Consider the following 17,258-nt stretch of genomic DNA (forward strand, 5'->3'; position numbering starts at 1 on the left):
TCTAACGTCCCATCGAGAGCCGCTGCGCCAGCCAGGGCGGCAGGCCATTGTCGCGGATGCGCTGCGCCGCCGTCTCGATATCATAGGGCACGCGGCAATAGGTCAGCTCGCGCGTCTTCGTGTCGAAGGTGACGAAGGACGCGGCCGGATCGCCGTCGCGCGGCTGGCCGACCGAGCCGACCACGGCGAGCCATTGCCGGCCGCGCAGCAGCTGAACCGGCATGTTGGCGGTGGGGGTGAAGCTCGTCATCTTGGCGGTGGCGGACATCGAGTACAGCGCCGGGCGGTGGATGTGGCCGCAGAACGTGACGGCCGCCTCGGTCGCGATCATGCTGCGCGCGGCATCGGCTGACGACTGCACGTAGCGCCAGCGCAGCGGGCTCGACGCCTCCGAATGCACGAACAGGCGATCGTCGTCACCGACGCTCATCGGCAACTCGGCAAGAAAGCGCCGCTGCTCGGCGCTGAGCCGGCCTCGCGTCCACTCCATCGCGGCCTGCGCCTCGGCGTTCATGGTCTCGCTCGCCGTGGACACGGCGTTGTCGTGGTTGCCGCGCACCGCGAGCCCGCCATTGCCGACCATCTCCATGACCGTGTCGACCGACCATTCCGGATCGGCGCCATAGCCGACGATGTCGCCCAGGCAAATGAGGCGCTCGGCGCCGCGCGCGCGCGCCGCCTCCAGACAGGCCGCAAAGGCCTGCCGATTGGCATGGATATCGGTGAAAATCGCCAGCAGCACGCGCATCCTCCCGGTTGCACCGTACAAGTGGGCGTCGCACGGCCTTTGAGCAACATCAAACCGGGCGCGCCGGAGCAAGGGGTTTTTGCCGCGCCGCTTCGCGCGCGGCACGACCTCTCGTTCTCGCGGCGGATCACGCCCGAGCTTTGCGACCGTTACGCCCTGTCGACAAGCGAGAGGGCGCGGGGAATGCCGGGTGAAGGCCTCACCCATGGCCCGCCTGCAGAAAAGAAAGCAGGCGGCAGTCACCACAGGTTCAGCCGAACATCCGGCATTCCCCGCGCGACGGTTTTAACGCCTATATCGTGCTCTCCCCGGTGCACCGGCTTTTTGGCCACCGTTGCCTGCACGGCGCGTGAGCGCCAGCGCAGACGTGACACCAGCTTCGGGGTGCCAGGACCACACGACTTCACGTCCGCAGGCCGGACGTTCGTCTCACGCCGGCCCAGCGTCCATCGCATCCCCGCCCCACGTATCGTGACGATCGCGCGCTACGTCCCTCTGCATCGAAACGGGATGGCGAGATATAAGCACGATTTCTGAAAAAATGAAATAGAAATTTCGCTTTGAGAAGGCAGAACGTCTCATGCGGCGGGATTAATCTGGCGGCCGGACGTTCCCGCGCCGATTTTGAGACATGTCAAGACGGCGCACCCCGATGCGCATCAAGCTCGAGCACGACAGGTCGTGGAAGCCGGACGCTGCATGAGCTTCATTGCCCTCGCCTGGATGTTTGCCGCGGCGATCACCGTTCATAACGCCGAGGAAGCGATCTGGCTTCCAGCGTGGTCGAGGGACGCCGGTAAATGGCATATTCCGGTTGGACCTCGACCATTCCGCTTCGCGCTCTTCGTCCTGACGATCATGGCGGCAGGTGCAGTCTCTCTTGCAGCTTTGCAAGGCAAGCAAAGTCTCGGGGCATACGCGTTGTGCGGCTATGCATTGGCCATGCTGGTGAACGTCGCGATTCCGCACGTGCTGGCAACCGTGGCCCTCGGCCGATACGCCCCCGGGACCGGGACCGCGCTGCTCTTGAACCTGCCGGTGACCTCGATGCTGCTGCGCGCGGCGCTCGTCGAGGGCTACATCGACGGAGCGACATTCACCTGGGTTGGACCGTTGGTCGCGCTCGGCATCGCAGCCTCGGTTCCTGTGCTCTTCAGACTTGGCCAGGCGCTGTTTGGTGGACGTTCAGAGGCGGCAGGAGACAAGCACGATGCCTTGAACTAGAACATCCTGCATGTCCAAATTCTGGGTTAACGACAGCTTCGCCATTGAAAGCCGCCGGTTGTTTGTTCTGGCCGGCGCAATAACTGAAGGGCCGCTTCAGACCGGCATGACCGTGAGCGTGCCGCTTAACTCTTCAATATCCGTCTCGGCACCAATTCACAGCATCGAATATCTCCGCAGAGATGGTGGACGCGAGGATGTCTGCCTCTGCATTGCCTGCGAGGACCCCGATGAGCTTGAACTGTGGCAGGGCCTCAATATCAAGAATGAGACGGTCGAGATCGAGTGATAGCCGCATCAGCGGGGGTACGGTTGGCTCGACCAGTTCATCGCCGCAGGTTCACGAGCCACAGTGCGCCCGAGGACCCCGCGATCGTGACGATCATCATGAGGGCGAGCGCCGCAGACATCACGCCGCCTCCCGCGGCCGCCAGCGAGCTGCTGCCATCGCCTGCAAGCTTCAGGAGCGGAAGGGCCACGAGCGGACCAGCGAGCTGGGCGGCCAGGAAGGCGCCGAGCAGCGACACGACGATGTTCACGATCCAGCCGAGCACACCGCGTTTCTTCGTCCAGGCCTCGTGGACGGCAATGGCCAGAACCGCGACGAACGTGGCCGCGGCGATCACCAGGCCGCCGCCGACGGCGTCCATCGGGATCGCACCGATCAGCTGCAGACCCACGATGCCGATCACGGCAATCAGCACGATGATGTATGGCATGAGATCGGTCCCGCTGTCGCCTCGGAGGCCGCCAATACCGCCGGCCTGCTCGCGCAAGGCGCACGTTCGCGGCCTCAGCCATGAGTTGCCGTAGCGGCACGCCGGGTTCATCCGTTGGTCCGGCGATGGCCTGCTTTTGACCCCAAGCGCTGCGGCGCAACTGCGTGGCCCAGATGAGCGCAGCGGCATCCGGAGTCTCACCAACTGCGCAGGTGAACCCCGATATCGCAGCACTCATCCGGGCTACACGTGCTCCCGCATCGACGCTCTATGCGTCAACGCTGTCAGTCTTCTGAACTGTCTGGTGATCGAACAACGTCAAGAAGGCCTGATGCGGTCGAGCAAATCGAGGCCGGCCACGCGATCTCTTCTCGCAGAAAGACCGCTTCCCGCCCATTCCCTTCGATCTGGAAGGCGAAGACTGGATCGTTGTAAGCAAAACCGCCGTGTTCGGTCGCGACCACCCATCTGTTGTTCCGGCTCCAGATGAAGATCAAGCGGCGAAACTTGCCCGGTCCGATGAAGACCACATCGGTGGCGTCGAACCTTGCACCAACAGGCACGATCTCGCCGACGCGTTGCGTCAGAGCGTGGACCAATTGCGGAGGCACATCATCAAATCGTCGAAACGCCGACACGCCGGCGGGCAACGGGCACTTCGGGAGTGCGACAAGGTCAAAAGGCCACAAAAGAACGACGCCGACGAACGCGATAGGAACGAGCATGAGGACGATGATGGCCAGAACGATTTTCTTCGCCATTGTGGCTCCCAAGTCTCCAGCGTCGTAGCCCGGACGAGCACAGCGATATCCGGGATCTCAACGGAGGCTGCGGTGAACCCGGATGTCGCGGCGCGCATCCGGGCGACACGTGCAGCTCTATCGCAACACCGCCTCGAGCAGGTTGGCGAGCCGCGCGGCGGCGAGTGCGGCCTGCTTACGGGCGAGGTCGCGGGCGTTGGTCTCGTATTCGCGCGTGAGTTCGACCGGCTGCTTGTCGGTGCGAACGGGCGCGGCGTAGGCGACGGACTTGGCGAGGTCAAAACTCTCCTGCGCCCAGGTCGCGGGATCGATGATCTGCGCCTTGCCGGCGTCGGCTGTGACCGAGGACAGGCCGCCGCGCTGATCGGCATCGAAGATCGCGCCGAACACGGTCGAATAGCCGCCGAAGATGCCGTCCCAATAGGCGTGCAGATTCTGCGTCTCGCCATTGGCGGCGACGACCTGCAGCTCGTTGCCGCCGCGGTCTCCGCCCTTGTCGGGCAGCGCGGCCGAATAGCGCGCGATGGCGTGCAGCGGCTGGTGCAGATCGCCGACCAGGTGGATCGCCCAACTCAGGCTGTAGGAGCGCAGCGGCTCCGAGGCGTCGGTGCTCGCCGGCAGCTTTGCGATCATCAGCTTGAGCTGCGACACCGCGTCGACCGGATCCGGGCGCGGCAGCGGCGTGTCGTCGGCCGCGATCAGCGCATCCTTGTAGTGCCAATGGGTGTGCTTGAGATGGCCGTAGGGCACGAGCTGCTTGGCGGTCGAGTCCGTCACCTGATCGTCGTAATAGTCCGTCTTCATCTTGATGTCATCGGGCCAGGTCGCGGCATGCACGAAGGCGTAGAGCTTCTCCTGGCCCTGCGGCGCGCCGGCGATCCAGCTGGCGTAGTCGGGATTGAGCTTGAGCAGCGCATCGGCCCTGTCCCGCGCGGCGGGGCTCAGCTTCTTGTAGGCCACATAGGCAATCTGCATGTGGCCTTCGTCCCACCAGGCGAGCGCCTGTCCTGCCGGCCACACCACGGCAACGGTCAAAGCAATCGTCAGCCTGCGCATCGCAATGCTCCCTCGGCCCACATGAAAAGCATGGGATCAAAAATGATCGCGAGCCTAACGTGAACAGGAAAACTTGGCAATTTGACCATGCCACACCGGACCGGCCCATTCGCGCCGTCGTCATGCTGGCGTCACACGGAATGGCGTGCGCGCGGGGCAGCTAACTGACGGCGAGCTCGGCCCTCTTCAGCGAGCGCGTGATCAGGCTGGGGGGCGACGCTCCCTCCACCGTCATTGCGAGCGCAGCGAAGCAATCCAGGGCGTCGCGCGCGGCTCTGGATTGCTTCGTCGCTTGCGCTCCTCGCAATGACGATGATGAGACATCCGCTGCAAAAATACGAGCTGAGGCTCCGTGACCCCCTCACTGCTCGTCCTTCGGCGGCATGCGCGGCGGCAGCAGGGGCGTGAAGGAGACGCCGTCGCCGGCGTTTTTCGCCGCCTTGAACTCGCCGGTCGAGGGATCGCCGCCGGCGGTCTCGATGATGGTCTTGGGCAAAATGTATTCGCGCGCGGCGTCGATGACGCCGCCGTCGCCGGTGCCGAAATCGGCGGCGCGGCCGCCCTGCGGATGGCCGGCGGCGATCTGGTCGGCGGCGTGCTGGGCTTTCTCGGCCAGCGTGTCGCTGAAGGGAATGCGATAGGCGCGCGGCACGCCGCTCGGGCGGTTGTCGTCGTCGAGCGCCTCGACCCACAGATAGACCGCGCCGGGATCGCCGGCGAGGCTGTGCGGGTCGACGATTCGGACCTGCAGCACCTTGAAGCTCTTCGGCAGCCGGTCGAAGCTGGCCCAGCCGAGCAGGCCGCGCGCGCCGACGAAGCTGCCGATATAGAACGCGCTGGTGATGACCACCGCCACCGCCTTCACCGGCCACGGCAGCCGCGCATAGACCAGCACCAAGAGCAGCAGCGCGCCGATCAGCGCATAGCAGACGGAGAGCGTGACGATGACGGTCTGAAGACTGCTCATCATCGCTTGATCATCCTCACGCCGGTGCTGGGATCGAGATCGGCGCCGTTGCGCCAGTTGCTGCGGAACGTCTCCAGCAGCGATTTCGGCCGGCGCTGCACGTCGATCACCTTGCCGGCCGCATCGAGCTTGAAGCGCAGCGCGGTCTTCTCGTCGCCGGAATGGTCGAGCACGACCTTGTCGTCGAAGATCACCTGCGCCGTCGGGTTGAGCTTCTGCACCTTCACGGTGGCCTCGACCGGCGTGCCGCTGACGTTCTGGAAATGCGAGATGTTGACGGTGTATTCGCCGGCGACGATGCCCCTGACCGTCACGATCTCCTCGCGGATCGGCGACGGGATCTTCAGCCCGTTGACCAGGATGAAATCATTGGCGCCGCCGCGGTCGTCGCGGTCGAGCGTGAGGAAGCCGGCCTCGCGGTGCCGGTACCAGGCGATGTTGCCGACGGGGTCCTGCACGAACAGGTCGAGATCATCGGGATGGTTGTCCGGCCAATCCATCGTGATCAGGAATTCGGCCTTGCTGTCGACCTTGCCGTCCTTGGCGTCCGGGGAGATCGCGAGCACCGCGATGAAGAAGAAGAACGCGACGATCTGCAGCGCCTTGAACAGCATCACGCTGAACGGATCGAACTGCTCCTCGCGCGGATAGAGTCCGAAATCATCCATCATGCACGCGACTCCCCGGCGCGCTCCATCGCGCGCTCGAGCCGCGGCGTCACCCGCGTTTCCGTCAGCATGACCGCGTCGGAGAACACCCGGCCGGTCGCCGCGTCCAGCATGTAGTACTGGATGCGCACCAGGATCGAGCCGACGAGGCCCGCGAGCGTCGTGTACATCGCCACCGCCATGCCGTCGCTCATCAGCCCCATCGAGGATTTCATGGCGAGCTTGTCGTTGACGTCGAGGCCGGCGATCGGCGCCAGCATGATGATGAAGCCGATGATGGTGCCGAGCAGGCCGAGCTTCATCAAGGTGTCGGAGGCAAAGCCGCCAAAGCCGTTCGAGCCGCGCAGGCGATCGGCGAGCGTGCGCAGCAGCAGCGTCTGGTCGAGCCGCCCTGCCCCTTGCGTCCTCGCCTTGGTGACGAGGCTCCTGATATGGTTGGTGACCAGCCCCTTCGGCAGCAGTTGCGCCTCCGGCTCCAGCGCGCGCTCGGCGTCGGGCCCGATAAGGACAGCGCGGCAGCCCCTCGCCGCATCGGCCTCGCGCGCGATCGCCCTGGTGCGCCAGAAGCAGTGGCAGCAGGTGACGACGTAGAGCACGGTGACGACGCTGGAAATGTAGGTGCGGTCGGAGGCGACCATCAGGTGGAAATAGCCGTAGCGCGCCAGCACCACGGCGGCGAACACGGTGAGCCCGGTGAAGATCATCCAGAGCAGCAGCGGGCCGCGCTCGGCGCTGTCGCGCGCAGGTTCCACGGTTTCGGCACTGCTGACCACGCTCATGCATGTCTCCCCGATGCGCCCGCTTGTGTGCGGCGCTTTGAGGGTCAAGTTAAGCAGAGCAGCGGAACGCCGTCCAAAGACATCTGCCTCGGAGCGTTCGGGAAATTTTCCCAAATTGCGCTTGCTGCAGTGCATTTGCTTGGCGGCATCAGGGGCCTGTTGTTACGCTGCGGCGAACGCCGTGGAGGGATCGCATGCGCCTCGTGCTTGCGCTGATTGCGCGTCTTGCGCTGATCGTGGTGCTGTGTCTCGCCGCTGCCGCGGTCTGGGTCACCGTCGATGCCTATCGCAGCGTCGACCGCGCCACGGCCGCCTCCGCCGATCGCGTGTCGCAGGCGCTCGAGGCGCTGTATTGGCGCGAGCTGCTGTTGCGCAGCAACCGGACGCGCGATCACCTGCTGCCGGTGCCCGACTGGCGCACGACCGAGACGATGAAGCTGATCGCACCGGGCATCTGCGTGCAGTTCAAGCCGGAAGCCGCCTTCGAAAAGCCGCTGTGCGGCCAGAGCAAGGGGCTCGGCACCGCGCCGCCGCGCTGGTTCTCAGGCCTCGTTGAAGCCGTGCTCGGCGAACACGCCGCGGTCGCGCAAGCGATCAGCGCCCGCGCCACGACGGCCGGCACCGTGTCGGCGAGCGCTGATCCCGATGCCGCCATCCAGCTCGCCTGGCAGCGCATCCAGGACTCGTTCGGCGTGGCGCTGGCGATGGCGGTCGCGATCGGCGTGCTCGCGTCGCTCGCGATCGCGCATGCGCTGGCGCCGGCGCGCAGCATCGTCCAGGCGTTGCAGCGGATGGCCGAAGGCGAGCACCGCCCGGCGCTGCCGCGCTTCCGCTCGATGGAGCTCGCCATGATCGGCCGCGCCGTCGGCGAACTCGGCGACCGGCTCTCCCAGGCCAACGAACAGCGCGCGGCGCTGACCGAGCGCCTGCTCGACATCCGCGACGAGGAGCGTCGCGCGCTGGCGCGCGAGCTGCACGACGAGTTCGGGCAGAACCTGACCGCGATCCTGGCCTTCGCATCGACCATTGAAAGCGCCCAGGGCCGTAAAGACCAGGTCGCGCAGGATGCGCGCATGATCACGCAATCCGTCACGCATCTGATGGCCTGCCTGCGCGGGACCTTGAGCCGGCTGCGCCGTCCGCTCGCCGAGGAGCTCGGGCTGGAAGCAGGCCTCGTGGCGCTGACTCAGAACTATCAGCACGCCGCGCGGCCGGCGATCCGGCTCGACCTGCGCGGCGACCTCGCCGACATCCAGGGTCCGGTCGCGGTGACGGCCTATCGCATGGCGCAGGAATGCCTGACCAACGCGCTGCGCCATGGCGATGCGAGCGAGGTGTCGCTGCGCGTCGAGCGCCGCTCGGGTGCTGAGAGCGCGCTCCTGATCTCGGTCGAGGATGACGGCGGCGGCGACGCGGCCCAGCTTGCACAATCGGCCGGCTTCGGCCTCACCGGCATCCGCGAGCGCATCGCGGCCGTCGGTGGCTCGTTGTCGATCGGCCCGGCGGCGCGCGGGCTCAGCGTATCAGCCACGATTCCGCTGGCGGCTTGAGACCATGGCGGAGCCGAAAGGCATCTCGATTCTGCTGGTCGACGATCACCCGGTCGTCCGCCAGGGCTATCGCCGCGTGCTGGAGAGCCAGGACGGCTTTCGCGTCATCGCCGAGGCCGACAGCGCCGCGGCCGCCTACGCCGCCTTCAAGGCGCACACGCCCGACGTCGTCGTGCTCGACATCTCGATGAAGGGCGCCAGTGGGCTGGAGGCGATCCGCAACATCCGCGCCCGCGACAACCGCGCCTGCATCCTGGTGTTCTCGATGCATGGCGAGGCGCCGCTGGTGAAGGCCGCATTCGCCGCCGGCGCCAGCGGCTTCGTCACCAAGAGCAGCGAGCCGTCGGCGCTGGTCCGCGCCATCAGAATGGTGATGTCAGGCGAGCGCGCGCTGAGCGACGACGTCGCCCACGTGCTCGCCGCCGACAGCCTCGATCCTGTTCGAACCGTGCTCGACCGGCTCGGCGAGCGCGAGATCGAAATCCTGCGCCAGCTCGCCTCCGGCCTGACCACCGAACAGATCGCCGCCAACCTGCATCTCAGCGTCAAGACGGTGCAGAACTATCATTATCTGGTGAAGGCCAAGACGGGATTGCAGACGGACGCGCAGCTGGTGCGGCTGGCGGTGACCAGCGGGCTGACGGATCTGTAGGGTGGGCAAAGGCGCTGCCGTGCCGTTTCCTCATTTGAGATCGCAGTGGCGCCGTGCCCACCGTCTCGCCGCGGAATGTGCCGATCGATGGTGGGCACGGCGCGAGAGATCCCGGGCGAATACCGACATCGTGCCTTGCGCCTTTGCCCACCCTACGAGGCTTCGTTTGTTGCGGGATGACTAGCGCGCCGCCAGGCCGCGCAACAACAACGTCAGCACGGCGTCGACGCGGGTCGAGCAGGTGCAGTCGGCCCATTCGTCGGCGTGGGCGGGGTGATGGAAGCTGCGGGTCGCATCGAAGATGGCGGCGGCTGCAACCTTGGGATCGGTGACATCGAACGCGCCTTGCGCGACGCCCTCGGCAATGATGCCTTCGACCTGGGCGATCAGGTCCTGCTTGTGCGCCCTGACCACCGAGCAGGCCTCGCGCGCCAAGGTCAGATAGGTCGCGAACATTTCGGGGTCCTCGCAGACCCGCTTGTGCTTGGCGTCGAACAGCTCCCGCAGCCAGCGCTCCAGCCTGGCCGGCGCCGGTCCCGGCTCGGCGGCAATCTGCGCCAGCGGCGCACTGACCCGCTCGAGCCAACGTTTGGCGACGGCCTCGCGCAGCGACGCCTTGCTCGGAAAGTGACGGTAGACGGAGCCGTGGCTGACATCGAGCGCTCTCGCGACGTCGACGACCGTCGCTTTGGCGAGCCCGTAACGGCGCAACACGTCCTCGGTGACTTCGAGGATGCGCTCGGATGTCAGAACCACGGCCTCATTCATGCGTGCACCATATCGGAGTCGGTCGCATGCGCCTTGATCTGGATCGTCTCGGCCAATTCGCCCGAGACCGGCGCGCGGAACTTGGCCGCTTGCGCCTCCAGGTGACGCGCGACCTGGACGTTCAACCAGTCCTGAAATTGTGAGTGCAACAATCGCTTTTCAATCTTCATCGAAGCGGTCCTTCGCAGTTGAAACCGCTGAACCCAAGGTCAGACAGTGTAAGTTGGCTTAAGGATACATACACCATCGCGCTGACAGATTTCAATATCTGTCAGCGCGATTTTTGATAAAAGTATCTAGATACCTTCGCGGGCCGTTTCCGACGGGGAACGCCACCGTTTGTGTCCCCCCGGCCGCTCTGGTAAAGCGCGGCGTAAAATGCTGCCGGCGCGGACGCCTCGTCCCGCCCACCTTCCCTCCCGCCTGGAGAGCCGTCGATGATCCCCCGCTATAGCCGTCCCGAAATGGCCTCGATCTGGGAGCCGCAGACCCGGTTCAAGATCTGGTTCGAGATCGAGGCGCATGCGGCGGACGCGCTGGCGGAGCTCGGCACGATTCCGAAGGACGCGGCCAAGACGATCTGGGCCAAGGCCAAGGACGCCACCTTCGACGTCGCGCGCATCGACGAGATCGAGCGCGAGACCAAGCACGACGTCATCGCCTTCCTCACCCATCTCGCCGAGATCGTCGGCCCCGAAGCGCGCTTCGTGCACCAGGGCATGACGTCATCGGACGTGCTGGACACCTGCCTCAACGTGCAGCTGACGCGCGCCGCCGACCTGCTGCTCGCCGATCTCGACAAGGTTCTCGCCGCGCTGAAGAAGCGTGCCTTTGAGCACAAGATGACGCCCACCATCGGTCGCTCGCACGGCATCCATGCCGAGCCGGTTACCTTCGGCCTCAAGCTCGCTTACGCCTACGCCGAGTTCTCCCGCGCCCGCGAGCGCCTGGTCGCCGCCCGCAAGGAGGTCGCGACCTGCGCGATCTCGGGCGCGGTCGGCACCTTCGCGCAGATCGATCCGCGCGTCGAAGAGCACGTCGCCAAGGCGATGGGCCTGACGCCGGAGCCGATCTCCACGCAGGTGATTCCGCGCGACCGCCACGCGATGTTCTTTGCGACCCTCGGCGTGATCGCCTCCTCGGTCGAGCGCTTCGCCACCGAGGTGCGCCATCTGCAACGCACGGAAGTGCTGGAGGCCGAGGAGTTCTTCTCGGAAGGCCAGAAGGGCTCGTCGGCGATGCCGCACAAGCGCAACCCGGTGCTGTCGGAGAACCTCACCGGCCTCGCCCGCATGGTGCGGGCCTATGTGACGCCGGCGATGGAGAACGTCGTGCTCTGGCACGAGCGCGACATCTCGCACTCCTCGGTCGAGCGCATGATCGGCCCGGATGCCACGGTGACGCTCGACTTCGCGCTGGTGCGCCTCGCCGGTCTGGTCGAGAAGCTGCTGGTCTATCCGGCCAACATGGAGAAGAATCTCGACAAGCTCGGCGGCCTCGTCCACTCGCAGCGCCTGCTGATCGCACTGACCCAGAAGGGCGCGAGCCGCGAGGACTCCTACAAGCTCGTGCAGCGCAACGCGATGCCGGTGTGGCGCGGCGAAGGCGACTTCCGCACCTTGCTCAAGGCCGACGCCGAGGTGAAGAAGTATCTCACCGACGCCGAGATCGACGAGCAGTTCGACCTCGGCTATCACCTCAAGCACGTCGACACGATCTTCAAGCGCGTGTTCGGCAGCGCGGCGTGACGGGGCGCCGGCGGCCAGGATCTCTGACAAATGCAACTACGCTACCAACTCGACAAAGCAGCGCTGGTCCAAGGGGCTCGTCTGCAGAATGGCGATGGCCAAGCGATCGTCTTCGGGACGGTGCTCTTTGCGGTCTTTGCCGTAACGCAGTTGCTGGAGCTGTTCGACAAATATCAAGGAACGACCCTGGCGGTCGCAGCGCTGCTGTGGCTGTTGTTCTGCGCCGTCGCAGGTCTGGCCGCCGCTGCGCTGACGATATTTGTCATGATCCCGATCCGCGCGGGATCGCTCTATCGACAGAATCCCATTTTGTATGGCGCGATGGAACTGCGCGAGGACGATGACGGCATCGAGATCAGGGGTCCGCGGATGACGTCAAGGTTTGCCTGGTCGGATTTCCGCGGCTTCAAGGAGAACAAGGCGATCTTCCTGCTCTGTCTCAGCAAGTCGATCGGCCAGCCGGTCACCAAGCAGGAGATGTCCGACGACATCATACGAGCGTTCAGAAGCAGGCTGGAGCAGAAGATGCGCCGCCTGCCGCGCTGGCCCGGAATGATCTGAACATTCGCCGCCGTCCCAGGCGAGACAGGCGTATGCGAGCCGCAGGCGGAGCACTCGGCTATCACCTCAAGCACGTCGACACGATCTTCAAGCGCGTGTTCGGCAGCGCGGCGTGACGGGGCGCGCTGTCACAGCTTCTTCATCGAGACGGCCGCATTGCCCTTGTTGTTGAAATAGAACTGATACAACAGCCGGGGAAACAGGATGGAGGTGTCGTTGACGTAGACGAACACCTCCCCGTCGCTGCGCGCGGTGAACCTGGCCGTCCAGCGGCTGCTGCCGGGTGATTCCGGTTGGAATGCGAGGAGATGCTCCTCCAATCCCGTGCTGCCCACCCGCACGATGGGCGCGAACCAGTTCGACCAGATCAGCCGCTTGAACGGCACGCCCGGCAGTTGCGCCCAGGTCCCGTAGCCGAAGCCGGCAGGGGTGGCAGGGATGTCGGCGTCGCTCCACGCCTCTCCGACGTCGAGCGTGATCTGATAGGTCTCGTCCTGCGCCACGCTGAGTGCCGTCGGATAGCAATGGTGGCGCGTCTCGAACACCGGCCGGATGCTGCCACCAGGGTAGGCGCCGATCTCGGTGAACTCGACCTCGGTCGGCCTCAGCGTGGCCTTGCAGAACAGGCCGGCCGTGTTGGCCGCGCCGAACGCCAGCCACCAGAACAGCCAGAACGTGATCGCCGTCGGGAAGATCCACGATTTCAGGACGTAAAACCCGGCGATGTACCAGCCTTGGCGACGCAGCGCATAGACCGTCGCGCGCCAGCCGGTCACCGGCCTGTGCGCCGATGGATCGTTCCAGGCGATGCGCGCGGCATCGCGGATGGTCTGCTGCAGCGAGGTGCCCCACAGCGTCAGGCCGAGGGCCGCGGCCGCGCCGATCAACATGAAACCCGGCGAGTCACGCCATGCGACGAGCCATGGCGCGACGAGCTTCGGCAGGAAGGCGGCGGCCGCGTTGATGACGGGGTCGCCGACCACATGCAGTGGATCATAAAGGAAGCGCGGCCAATAGATGACGGCGCAAGGGATCGCGACGACAAACAGCAGCGCGAGCATCGTCGCGAAATAGACCACGCGGCGCAGCCACACCCAGTTCCAGACGTCGTCCTGAACCCGGGTCCGCGCGTGGCCCTTGTCGAGCGGATGTGGCGCATCGACCGGCGTATCGGTCTCATCCGTGACCCGGTAGGACGCGGGCACGACCACCGGGGCATAACGATCGGGGCCGGCCGCGATGCGCTCGAACACGGTGCGGTGGATGGTCGGCTTCACCGGCAGCAGCGGCGGCTGTGGCAGGCTCGGATGCAGGTCGGCAGCCAGAAGCTCGGTCTGCGGCTTGAACGGCGAACGCAGCAGCCATTTGATGCGACGGAGATCGTAGCGCAACGACAGTCGGTACGGCGGCGCGTCGTAGATCTCGCGCAGATTGCGCGGCTTGTAGCGATAATAGGCCGCGATCCCCTTGCGGGAGTCATTGAGCTTGTCGAGCGGATCGATCTCGGGATCGTACAACAGCCGCCGCCGCTCCTCGAGATAGACGAGGCCGTAGGCCTGGGCGCGGTCGAGCATCCAGTCGAGCGTGACATAGGCGAGGCCGTCCTGCGGATAGCCGCCGCCGACGTCGGAATGCACGCCGGTGAACCACACCTGGCTGATGCGCTCGCGGTCGCGCGGCGGCAGGTCGGTGCGCAGATGCGGTGCCGGCTCGGCCAGCTTCGCGGCCTCGCTGCGCGGATCATGGTTGATGTCGAACAGCCAGTCGGTCTTGTCCGGACGGCCTGGCACGTGGGCGTCACGTCCCCGCACATAGCGCTCGTCCCAGATCACCGGGCGGAAGGCGTCGCGCTCCTCCTCGATCGCGAGCGCGTGGCAGGCGCGGTGGATCTTCGAGCTCATGAACTGGTCCGGCATCGACAGCGGCCAGATCCAATAGTCGATGGCGCGCGTCATCTCCTCGATCGGCCCGCCATAGGCGTCGACCGTGTCCCAGATGCCGACGAAGTGCACGCTCTCGACCGCGACCGCGGGCGGCGCCTCGGCGGCGACGCCCGTCAGGCGGCGCAGCGTCCTGATTCCCCAGTCCCGGATGCCGCGCAGGTCCACGCCGACCTTGCCGAGATAGCGCAGGATGCCGCTGTTGTAGCGCCGGCGGTAGCGGCGATACGCGTCCGCAGCGAAGCGCGCGAGATCGGCTTCGTTGTTGTGGTAGGCGACGAGCCCCTGCCCCGCGATCATCGCCGCCACGATGCGGATCGTGAACGCGCCACGGCTGAAGCCGAAGCAATAGATGCGATCGCCCGGCCGGTAGTTGCGGCAGCAGAAGCTGTAGATGGCGATCACGTTGCGCTTCAGGCCGAAGCCGAAGATGCCGCCGAGCGCCGCGAACAGCTTGAAGGACGAGGTGCCGACACCGTCGTCGTAGAACGCGATCTGCCGGCTCGGATCACGCAGGTCCAGCAGCTGGAACAGTCGCCAGACGTTGGTTTTGAACAATGCCTTGGCGCTGTTGCCGGTGCCGTCCGACAGCAGCACGATGTTCCTTGGAACCGTGTTGGACATGAGGCCCCCCGACCAGAATGCCAAAGCGCCTCAGCTTGGGAGCCAATTGCAGGAAAAGCAAGCTGCAATCTGCGCACGAGTGCGCCGCATAGAACGGGAACGGAACGAGAGCGCGGCTGCGGACGGGGCGCACGCTGACTCAATCAGCCTCCTCGCATTTGTCCTGCTTGACCTTGAACATCTTCCGGAACTGGGTCTCGAGCGCGCTCCGCATCGCCTCCATCTTCTTCTCACCGGTGTTGCGGAGATTGTAGTTGATGGCGCAATTGGTCCAGCCGAAATTGACCAGGTAGATGCGCATGCGCTCCTGGCCGTCCGGCTTCTGCGATTCGGCCACGTAGCGGGCGACGCAGGCCTTCGGGCTGGCATTATCGGCGCAGCCTTTGTCGACGGTCTGGCGAAACATCTGCTGCAGGTCGGTCTTGCCCTCGATGGCGTCGACGAAGCGCGCGCAGGCGGCGGCGGGCTGATAGTCGCGCAGCGCCGAGGGCGTCTTGAAGCCGCGGGTCTGCGCCAGGTCGAAATCGCAGCTGTCCTTCAGCTCCGCCATCCTGGCGCGGCGGTAGTCGTCGATGCCGGGCAGCGCGATGAACTCCAGCCGCGCGGCGGCGTCGAGCGCGGCCTTGCAGGTGCGGTCGATCTTGTCGGGGTCGAGCGCGGCGACGGCCTTCGGCTCGAACGCCGGCAGCGTGCCAGGGGAGTCGAAATCGGACGGGCCGAACAGGAGATGCACAGTGTTGCGCAGCCGCGTCTCGTCCTGCTTGGCGGGATCGAAGCGCACCGTGAAACGGCAGCCGCTCTCCCAGGACATCGTCCGCTCGGCGGCCTCGGCGCCCACGCCGCCGAGCGTGACGGCGGCGAGCCCCAGGCATGCGATCCATCCGGTCCGGCTTCGTCGGGTCATGGCAGTCCTCGCGCAGGCAATCCTGGCCCGCATCCTACCCTGTCCCCGCGCCAACGCTAGCCCGCGCCGCGTACCATCCGCAGCGCGACGTCGTCGCGCTTGACGCGGTGATGCCAGACGGCTGCGCCGATGTGCAGAACCGCAAGCGCCAGCAGCACATAGGCAAAGAAGATGTGGCGGTCCTCCCAGGCGCGCGCCGTCTCCTTGTCGGGCGAGGTGAACTGAGGCACGTGGAAGAACCCGAACCAGCTGGAATAGTCCGGCGTGTGCGCGCCCGAATGTGCCCAGCCCAGCATGATCACGACCAGGGTGACGAGATCGAGACCCCATTGATTGGCGCGCGCGATGGTCGCGAGCCAACGCGGTGTGTCTGCCGGCAGCGCCGGTGTCGGATTGATCAGGCGCCACGCCATGCGTACGAGCAACAGCACCAGCAGGACATAGCCGATGTCGGCATGGATAGAGCGATAGAAGAAGCGATCCGGTCGCGCCGGGATGTGGTTCATCCACCAGCCGAAGGCGATCATCACCAGGATGGTCGGGCCGATCACCCAATGCAGAGCGCGCGCGACGCCACCCCAGCTCGATGCCGTGTTTCTGATCATGACTGAATTCCCAACTGCGATCTCTTCTGCTTCCGAGATGCATGGAACTCTTTTATGGCGCTTCGATGCGATGCAAAAATGGAATCGTTCGAAACTAATTAGGACACAGCCGCGCCTCGGGGATGTCGCGACCGCCTCGCATCCCTGCGCGGCTCGCGTAAGAATGCTCTCACCTCGTCATTGCGAGCGCAGCGAAGCAATCCTGAGTCCTTGCTCGGTCCTGGATTGCTTCGCTGCGCTCGCAATGACGGAGGAGAGTTCCGCGAGTTTGCCGTAGGGTGGGCAAAGCGGCCGCCGTCAGGCGGCAGCGTGCCCACCGTCGTGCGGCGGAGCGCGTGGACAGATGGTGGGCGGCGCCACCGCGATCTCGATCGCGGAAGGAGCACGGCTGCGGTCGCGGTAGGGACGCTCATTGCTGAGCGCCCCCCGCACAGAACCGTACGTGCGGCTTTCCCGCATACGGCTCCCACCTCGGGTGGATGACGGCGAAGCGCTGTCTGGGCCAAGGATGGAGGATTTCGGCTTTCGGGAGCCAGGTTTCGGCAATCGCCTTGATGCGGTTCCAGGAGAGATCATCCTTCTGGCTGCGACGGCGTAGAGCCTGTCGCCATCCCCGAACGATCTCATCCCGGAAGGCCGCGATGCTGCGCCGGTTGGTCGGCACGGCGTGATAGTTGAAGTAGCCGCGGACCACCTGTTGCAACCACTTTCCCTGTGCGGGGATCGACTGGTGCATGCGCCGTCTCAGTCCCTGCTTGATGGCTTGCAGCTTGCTCCGCATGCGACTGCCTCGGGTCTTCCGTTTGACCAGGAACTTGCCCCGACGCGACGTGCCGCAGATGAAGATGAAGCCCAGGAACGTGAAGGTCTCCGGCTTGCCGATGCCCCGACGCTTGCGGTTACTCGCCGCGTAGCGCCCGAACTCGACCAACCGGGTCTTCTCAGGATGCAATGACAGCGCGAACTCCTCCAACCGCCCGCGCA

Annotated in this window: 18 protein-coding genes and 1 pseudogene; 6 read left to right on the forward strand and 13 right to left on the reverse strand. The window is 65.5% G+C overall.

Annotation, left to right across the window (positions count from 1 at the left end; genetic code table 11):
- Position 1: 1 nt before the first annotated feature.
- Complete coding sequence (locus tag ACQR07_RS20355) at positions 2-742, reverse strand: metallophosphoesterase family protein (RefSeq protein ID WP_434903953.1); 741 nt, start codon at positions 740-742, stop codon at positions 2-4.
- 705 nt (positions 743-1,447) lie between these two features.
- Here ACQR07_RS20355 and ACQR07_RS20360 point away from each other — a divergent pair.
- Together ACQR07_RS20360 and ACQR07_RS20365 are read left to right on the forward strand one after the other, a co-directional pair.
- Positions 1,448-1,972 (forward strand): HXXEE domain-containing protein, encoded by a 525-nt coding sequence (locus tag ACQR07_RS20360; protein ID WP_434903954.1) that lies wholly within the window; start codon positions 1,448-1,450, stop codon positions 1,970-1,972.
- A gap of 10 nt (positions 1,973-1,982) precedes the next feature.
- A complete protein-coding gene (locus tag ACQR07_RS20365) occupies positions 1,983-2,261 on the forward strand; it encodes a hypothetical protein (RefSeq protein WP_434903955.1) in 279 nt (92 codons plus the stop codon).
- Between the two features lie 37 nt (positions 2,262-2,298).
- On the opposite strand, the gene ACQR07_RS20370 is transcribed toward ACQR07_RS20365, so the two are convergent.
- From ACQR07_RS20370 to ACQR07_RS20395, 6 genes are all read right to left on the reverse strand, one after another.
- On the reverse strand, positions 2,299-2,748 hold the full coding sequence (locus ACQR07_RS20370; protein ID WP_434903956.1) for a hypothetical protein: 450 nt from the start codon (positions 2,746-2,748) through the stop codon (positions 2,299-2,301).
- A gap of 227 nt (positions 2,749-2,975) precedes the next feature.
- Complete coding sequence (locus tag ACQR07_RS20375; RefSeq protein WP_434903957.1) at positions 2,976-3,452, reverse strand: hypothetical protein; 477 nt, start codon at positions 3,450-3,452, stop codon at positions 2,976-2,978.
- Between the two features lie 117 nt (positions 3,453-3,569).
- Complete coding sequence (locus ACQR07_RS20380; protein WP_434903958.1) at positions 3,570-4,508, reverse strand: S1/P1 nuclease; 939 nt, start codon at positions 4,506-4,508, stop codon at positions 3,570-3,572.
- Between the two features lie 361 nt (positions 4,509-4,869).
- Positions 4,870-5,478, reverse strand: a complete 609-nt coding sequence (locus tag ACQR07_RS20385; protein ID WP_434903959.1) for a hypothetical protein — start codon at positions 5,476-5,478, stop codon at positions 4,870-4,872.
- The gene (locus ACQR07_RS20390) at positions 5,475-6,146 is read right to left on the reverse strand and encodes a hypothetical protein (RefSeq protein WP_434903960.1); all 672 of its coding nucleotides are present in this window, start codon (positions 6,144-6,146) and stop codon (positions 5,475-5,477) included. Before ACQR07_RS20390 ends, ACQR07_RS20385 begins: the two co-directional genes overlap by 4 nt.
- Positions 6,143-6,922 carry a MotA/TolQ/ExbB proton channel family protein gene (locus tag ACQR07_RS20395; RefSeq protein WP_434903961.1) on the reverse strand — a complete coding sequence of 260 codons (780 nt, stop codon included), beginning with the start codon at positions 6,920-6,922 and terminating at the stop codon, positions 6,143-6,145. Before ACQR07_RS20395 ends, ACQR07_RS20390 begins: the two co-directional genes overlap by 4 nt.
- Positions 6,923-7,116: 194 nt before the next feature.
- Here ACQR07_RS20395 and ACQR07_RS20400 point away from each other — a divergent pair, with 194 nt between their 5' ends.
- Together ACQR07_RS20400 and ACQR07_RS20405 are read left to right on the forward strand one after the other, a co-directional pair.
- Positions 7,117-8,472 (forward strand): histidine kinase, encoded by a 1,356-nt coding sequence (locus ACQR07_RS20400; protein WP_434903962.1) that lies wholly within the window; start codon positions 7,117-7,119, stop codon positions 8,470-8,472.
- A 4-nt stretch (positions 8,473-8,476) separates the two neighbouring features.
- Positions 8,477-9,124, forward strand: coding sequence for a response regulator (locus ACQR07_RS20405; protein ID WP_434903963.1), 648 nt, complete (start codon positions 8,477-8,479; stop codon positions 9,122-9,124).
- A 180-nt stretch (positions 9,125-9,304) separates the two neighbouring features.
- Here ACQR07_RS20405 and ACQR07_RS20410 read toward each other — a convergent pair whose 3' ends face one another.
- Positions 9,305-9,892 (reverse strand): TetR family transcriptional regulator, encoded by a 588-nt coding sequence (locus tag ACQR07_RS20410; RefSeq protein ID WP_434864865.1) that lies wholly within the window; start codon positions 9,890-9,892, stop codon positions 9,305-9,307.
- Positions 9,889-10,062 carry a hypothetical protein gene (locus ACQR07_RS20415; RefSeq protein ID WP_434864866.1) on the reverse strand — a complete coding sequence of 58 codons (174 nt, stop codon included), beginning with the start codon at positions 10,060-10,062 and terminating at the stop codon, positions 9,889-9,891. The genes ACQR07_RS20410 and ACQR07_RS20415 overlap by 4 nt, the downstream gene beginning before the upstream one ends.
- Before the next feature lie 267 nt (positions 10,063-10,329).
- Between ACQR07_RS20415 and purB the strand changes: the two genes are divergently transcribed.
- Both purB and ACQR07_RS20425 read left to right on the forward strand, forming a co-directional pair.
- Positions 10,330-11,640, forward strand: coding sequence for an adenylosuccinate lyase (gene purB / locus ACQR07_RS20420; protein WP_434903964.1), 1,311 nt, complete (start codon positions 10,330-10,332; stop codon positions 11,638-11,640).
- A gap of 30 nt (positions 11,641-11,670) precedes the next feature.
- Entirely contained in the window at positions 11,671-12,201 is a 531-nt protein-coding gene (locus ACQR07_RS20425; RefSeq protein WP_434903965.1) for a YcxB family protein, read from the forward strand.
- Between the two features lie 128 nt (positions 12,202-12,329).
- On the opposite strand, the gene ACQR07_RS20430 is transcribed toward ACQR07_RS20425, so the two are convergent.
- From ACQR07_RS20430 to ACQR07_RS20445, 4 genes and pseudogenes are all read right to left on the reverse strand, one after another.
- A complete protein-coding gene (locus ACQR07_RS20430; RefSeq protein WP_434903966.1) occupies positions 12,330-14,765 on the reverse strand; it encodes a DUF2235 domain-containing protein in 2,436 nt (811 codons plus the stop codon).
- A 139-nt stretch (positions 14,766-14,904) separates the two neighbouring features.
- Entirely contained in the window at positions 14,905-15,669 is a 765-nt protein-coding gene (locus ACQR07_RS20435; RefSeq protein WP_434903967.1) for a hypothetical protein, read from the reverse strand.
- A 56-nt stretch (positions 15,670-15,725) separates the two neighbouring features.
- Positions 15,726-16,274: a cytochrome b gene (locus ACQR07_RS20440; protein WP_434903968.1), complete on the reverse strand. Its 549-nt coding sequence runs from the start codon at positions 16,272-16,274 to the stop codon at positions 15,726-15,728.
- 409 nt (positions 16,275-16,683) lie between these two features.
- Positions 16,684-17,258 (reverse strand): annotated as a pseudogene (locus ACQR07_RS20445) (group II intron reverse transcriptase/maturase); the annotation flags it as partial.

Source organism: Bradyrhizobium sp. HKCCYLS20291, assembly GCF_051167715.1.
Taxonomy (GTDB): domain Bacteria; phylum Pseudomonadota; class Alphaproteobacteria; order Rhizobiales; family Xanthobacteraceae; genus Bradyrhizobium.

What these genes read in the sequence shown, in the direction of transcription:
- ACQR07_RS20360 (WP_434903954.1), top strand. Translation starts at nt 1,448, where the DNA reads ATGAGCTTCATTGCCCTCGCCTGGATGTTTGCCGCGGCGATCACCGTT.
- ACQR07_RS20365 (WP_434903955.1), top strand. Translation starts at nt 1,983, where the DNA reads ATGTCCAAATTCTGGGTTAACGACAGCTTCGCCATTGAAAGCCGCCGG.
- ACQR07_RS20375 (WP_434903957.1), bottom strand. Translation starts at nt 3,452, where the DNA reads ATGGCGAAGAAAATCGTTCTGGCCATCATCGTCCTCATGCTCGTTCCT.
- ACQR07_RS20380 (WP_434903958.1), bottom strand. Translation starts at nt 4,508, where the DNA reads ATGCGCAGGCTGACGATTGCTTTGACCGTTGCCGTGGTGTGGCCGGCA.
- ACQR07_RS20385 (WP_434903959.1), bottom strand. Translation starts at nt 5,478, where the DNA reads ATGATGAGCAGTCTTCAGACCGTCATCGTCACGCTCTCCGTCTGCTAT.
- ACQR07_RS20390 (WP_434903960.1), bottom strand. Translation starts at nt 6,146, where the DNA reads ATGATGGATGATTTCGGACTCTATCCGCGCGAGGAGCAGTTCGATCCG.
- ACQR07_RS20395 (WP_434903961.1), bottom strand. Translation starts at nt 6,922, where the DNA reads ATGAGCGTGGTCAGCAGTGCCGAAACCGTGGAACCTGCGCGCGACAGC.
- ACQR07_RS20400 (WP_434903962.1), top strand. Translation starts at nt 7,117, where the DNA reads ATGCGCCTCGTGCTTGCGCTGATTGCGCGTCTTGCGCTGATCGTGGTG.
- ACQR07_RS20405 (WP_434903963.1), top strand. Translation starts at nt 8,477, where the DNA reads ATGGCGGAGCCGAAAGGCATCTCGATTCTGCTGGTCGACGATCACCCG.
- ACQR07_RS20410 (WP_434864865.1), bottom strand. Translation starts at nt 9,892, where the DNA reads ATGAATGAGGCCGTGGTTCTGACATCCGAGCGCATCCTCGAAGTCACC.
- ACQR07_RS20415 (WP_434864866.1), bottom strand. Translation starts at nt 10,062, where the DNA reads ATGAAGATTGAAAAGCGATTGTTGCACTCACAATTTCAGGACTGGTTG.
- purB (WP_434903964.1), top strand. Translation starts at nt 10,330, where the DNA reads ATGATCCCCCGCTATAGCCGTCCCGAAATGGCCTCGATCTGGGAGCCG.
- ACQR07_RS20425 (WP_434903965.1), top strand. Translation starts at nt 11,671, where the DNA reads ATGCAACTACGCTACCAACTCGACAAAGCAGCGCTGGTCCAAGGGGCT.
- ACQR07_RS20430 (WP_434903966.1), bottom strand. Translation starts at nt 14,765, where the DNA reads ATGTCCAACACGGTTCCAAGGAACATCGTGCTGCTGTCGGACGGCACC.
- ACQR07_RS20435 (WP_434903967.1), bottom strand. Translation starts at nt 15,669, where the DNA reads ATGACCCGACGAAGCCGGACCGGATGGATCGCATGCCTGGGGCTCGCC.
- ACQR07_RS20440 (WP_434903968.1), bottom strand. Translation starts at nt 16,274, where the DNA reads ATGATCAGAAACACGGCATCGAGCTGGGGTGGCGTCGCGCGCGCTCTG.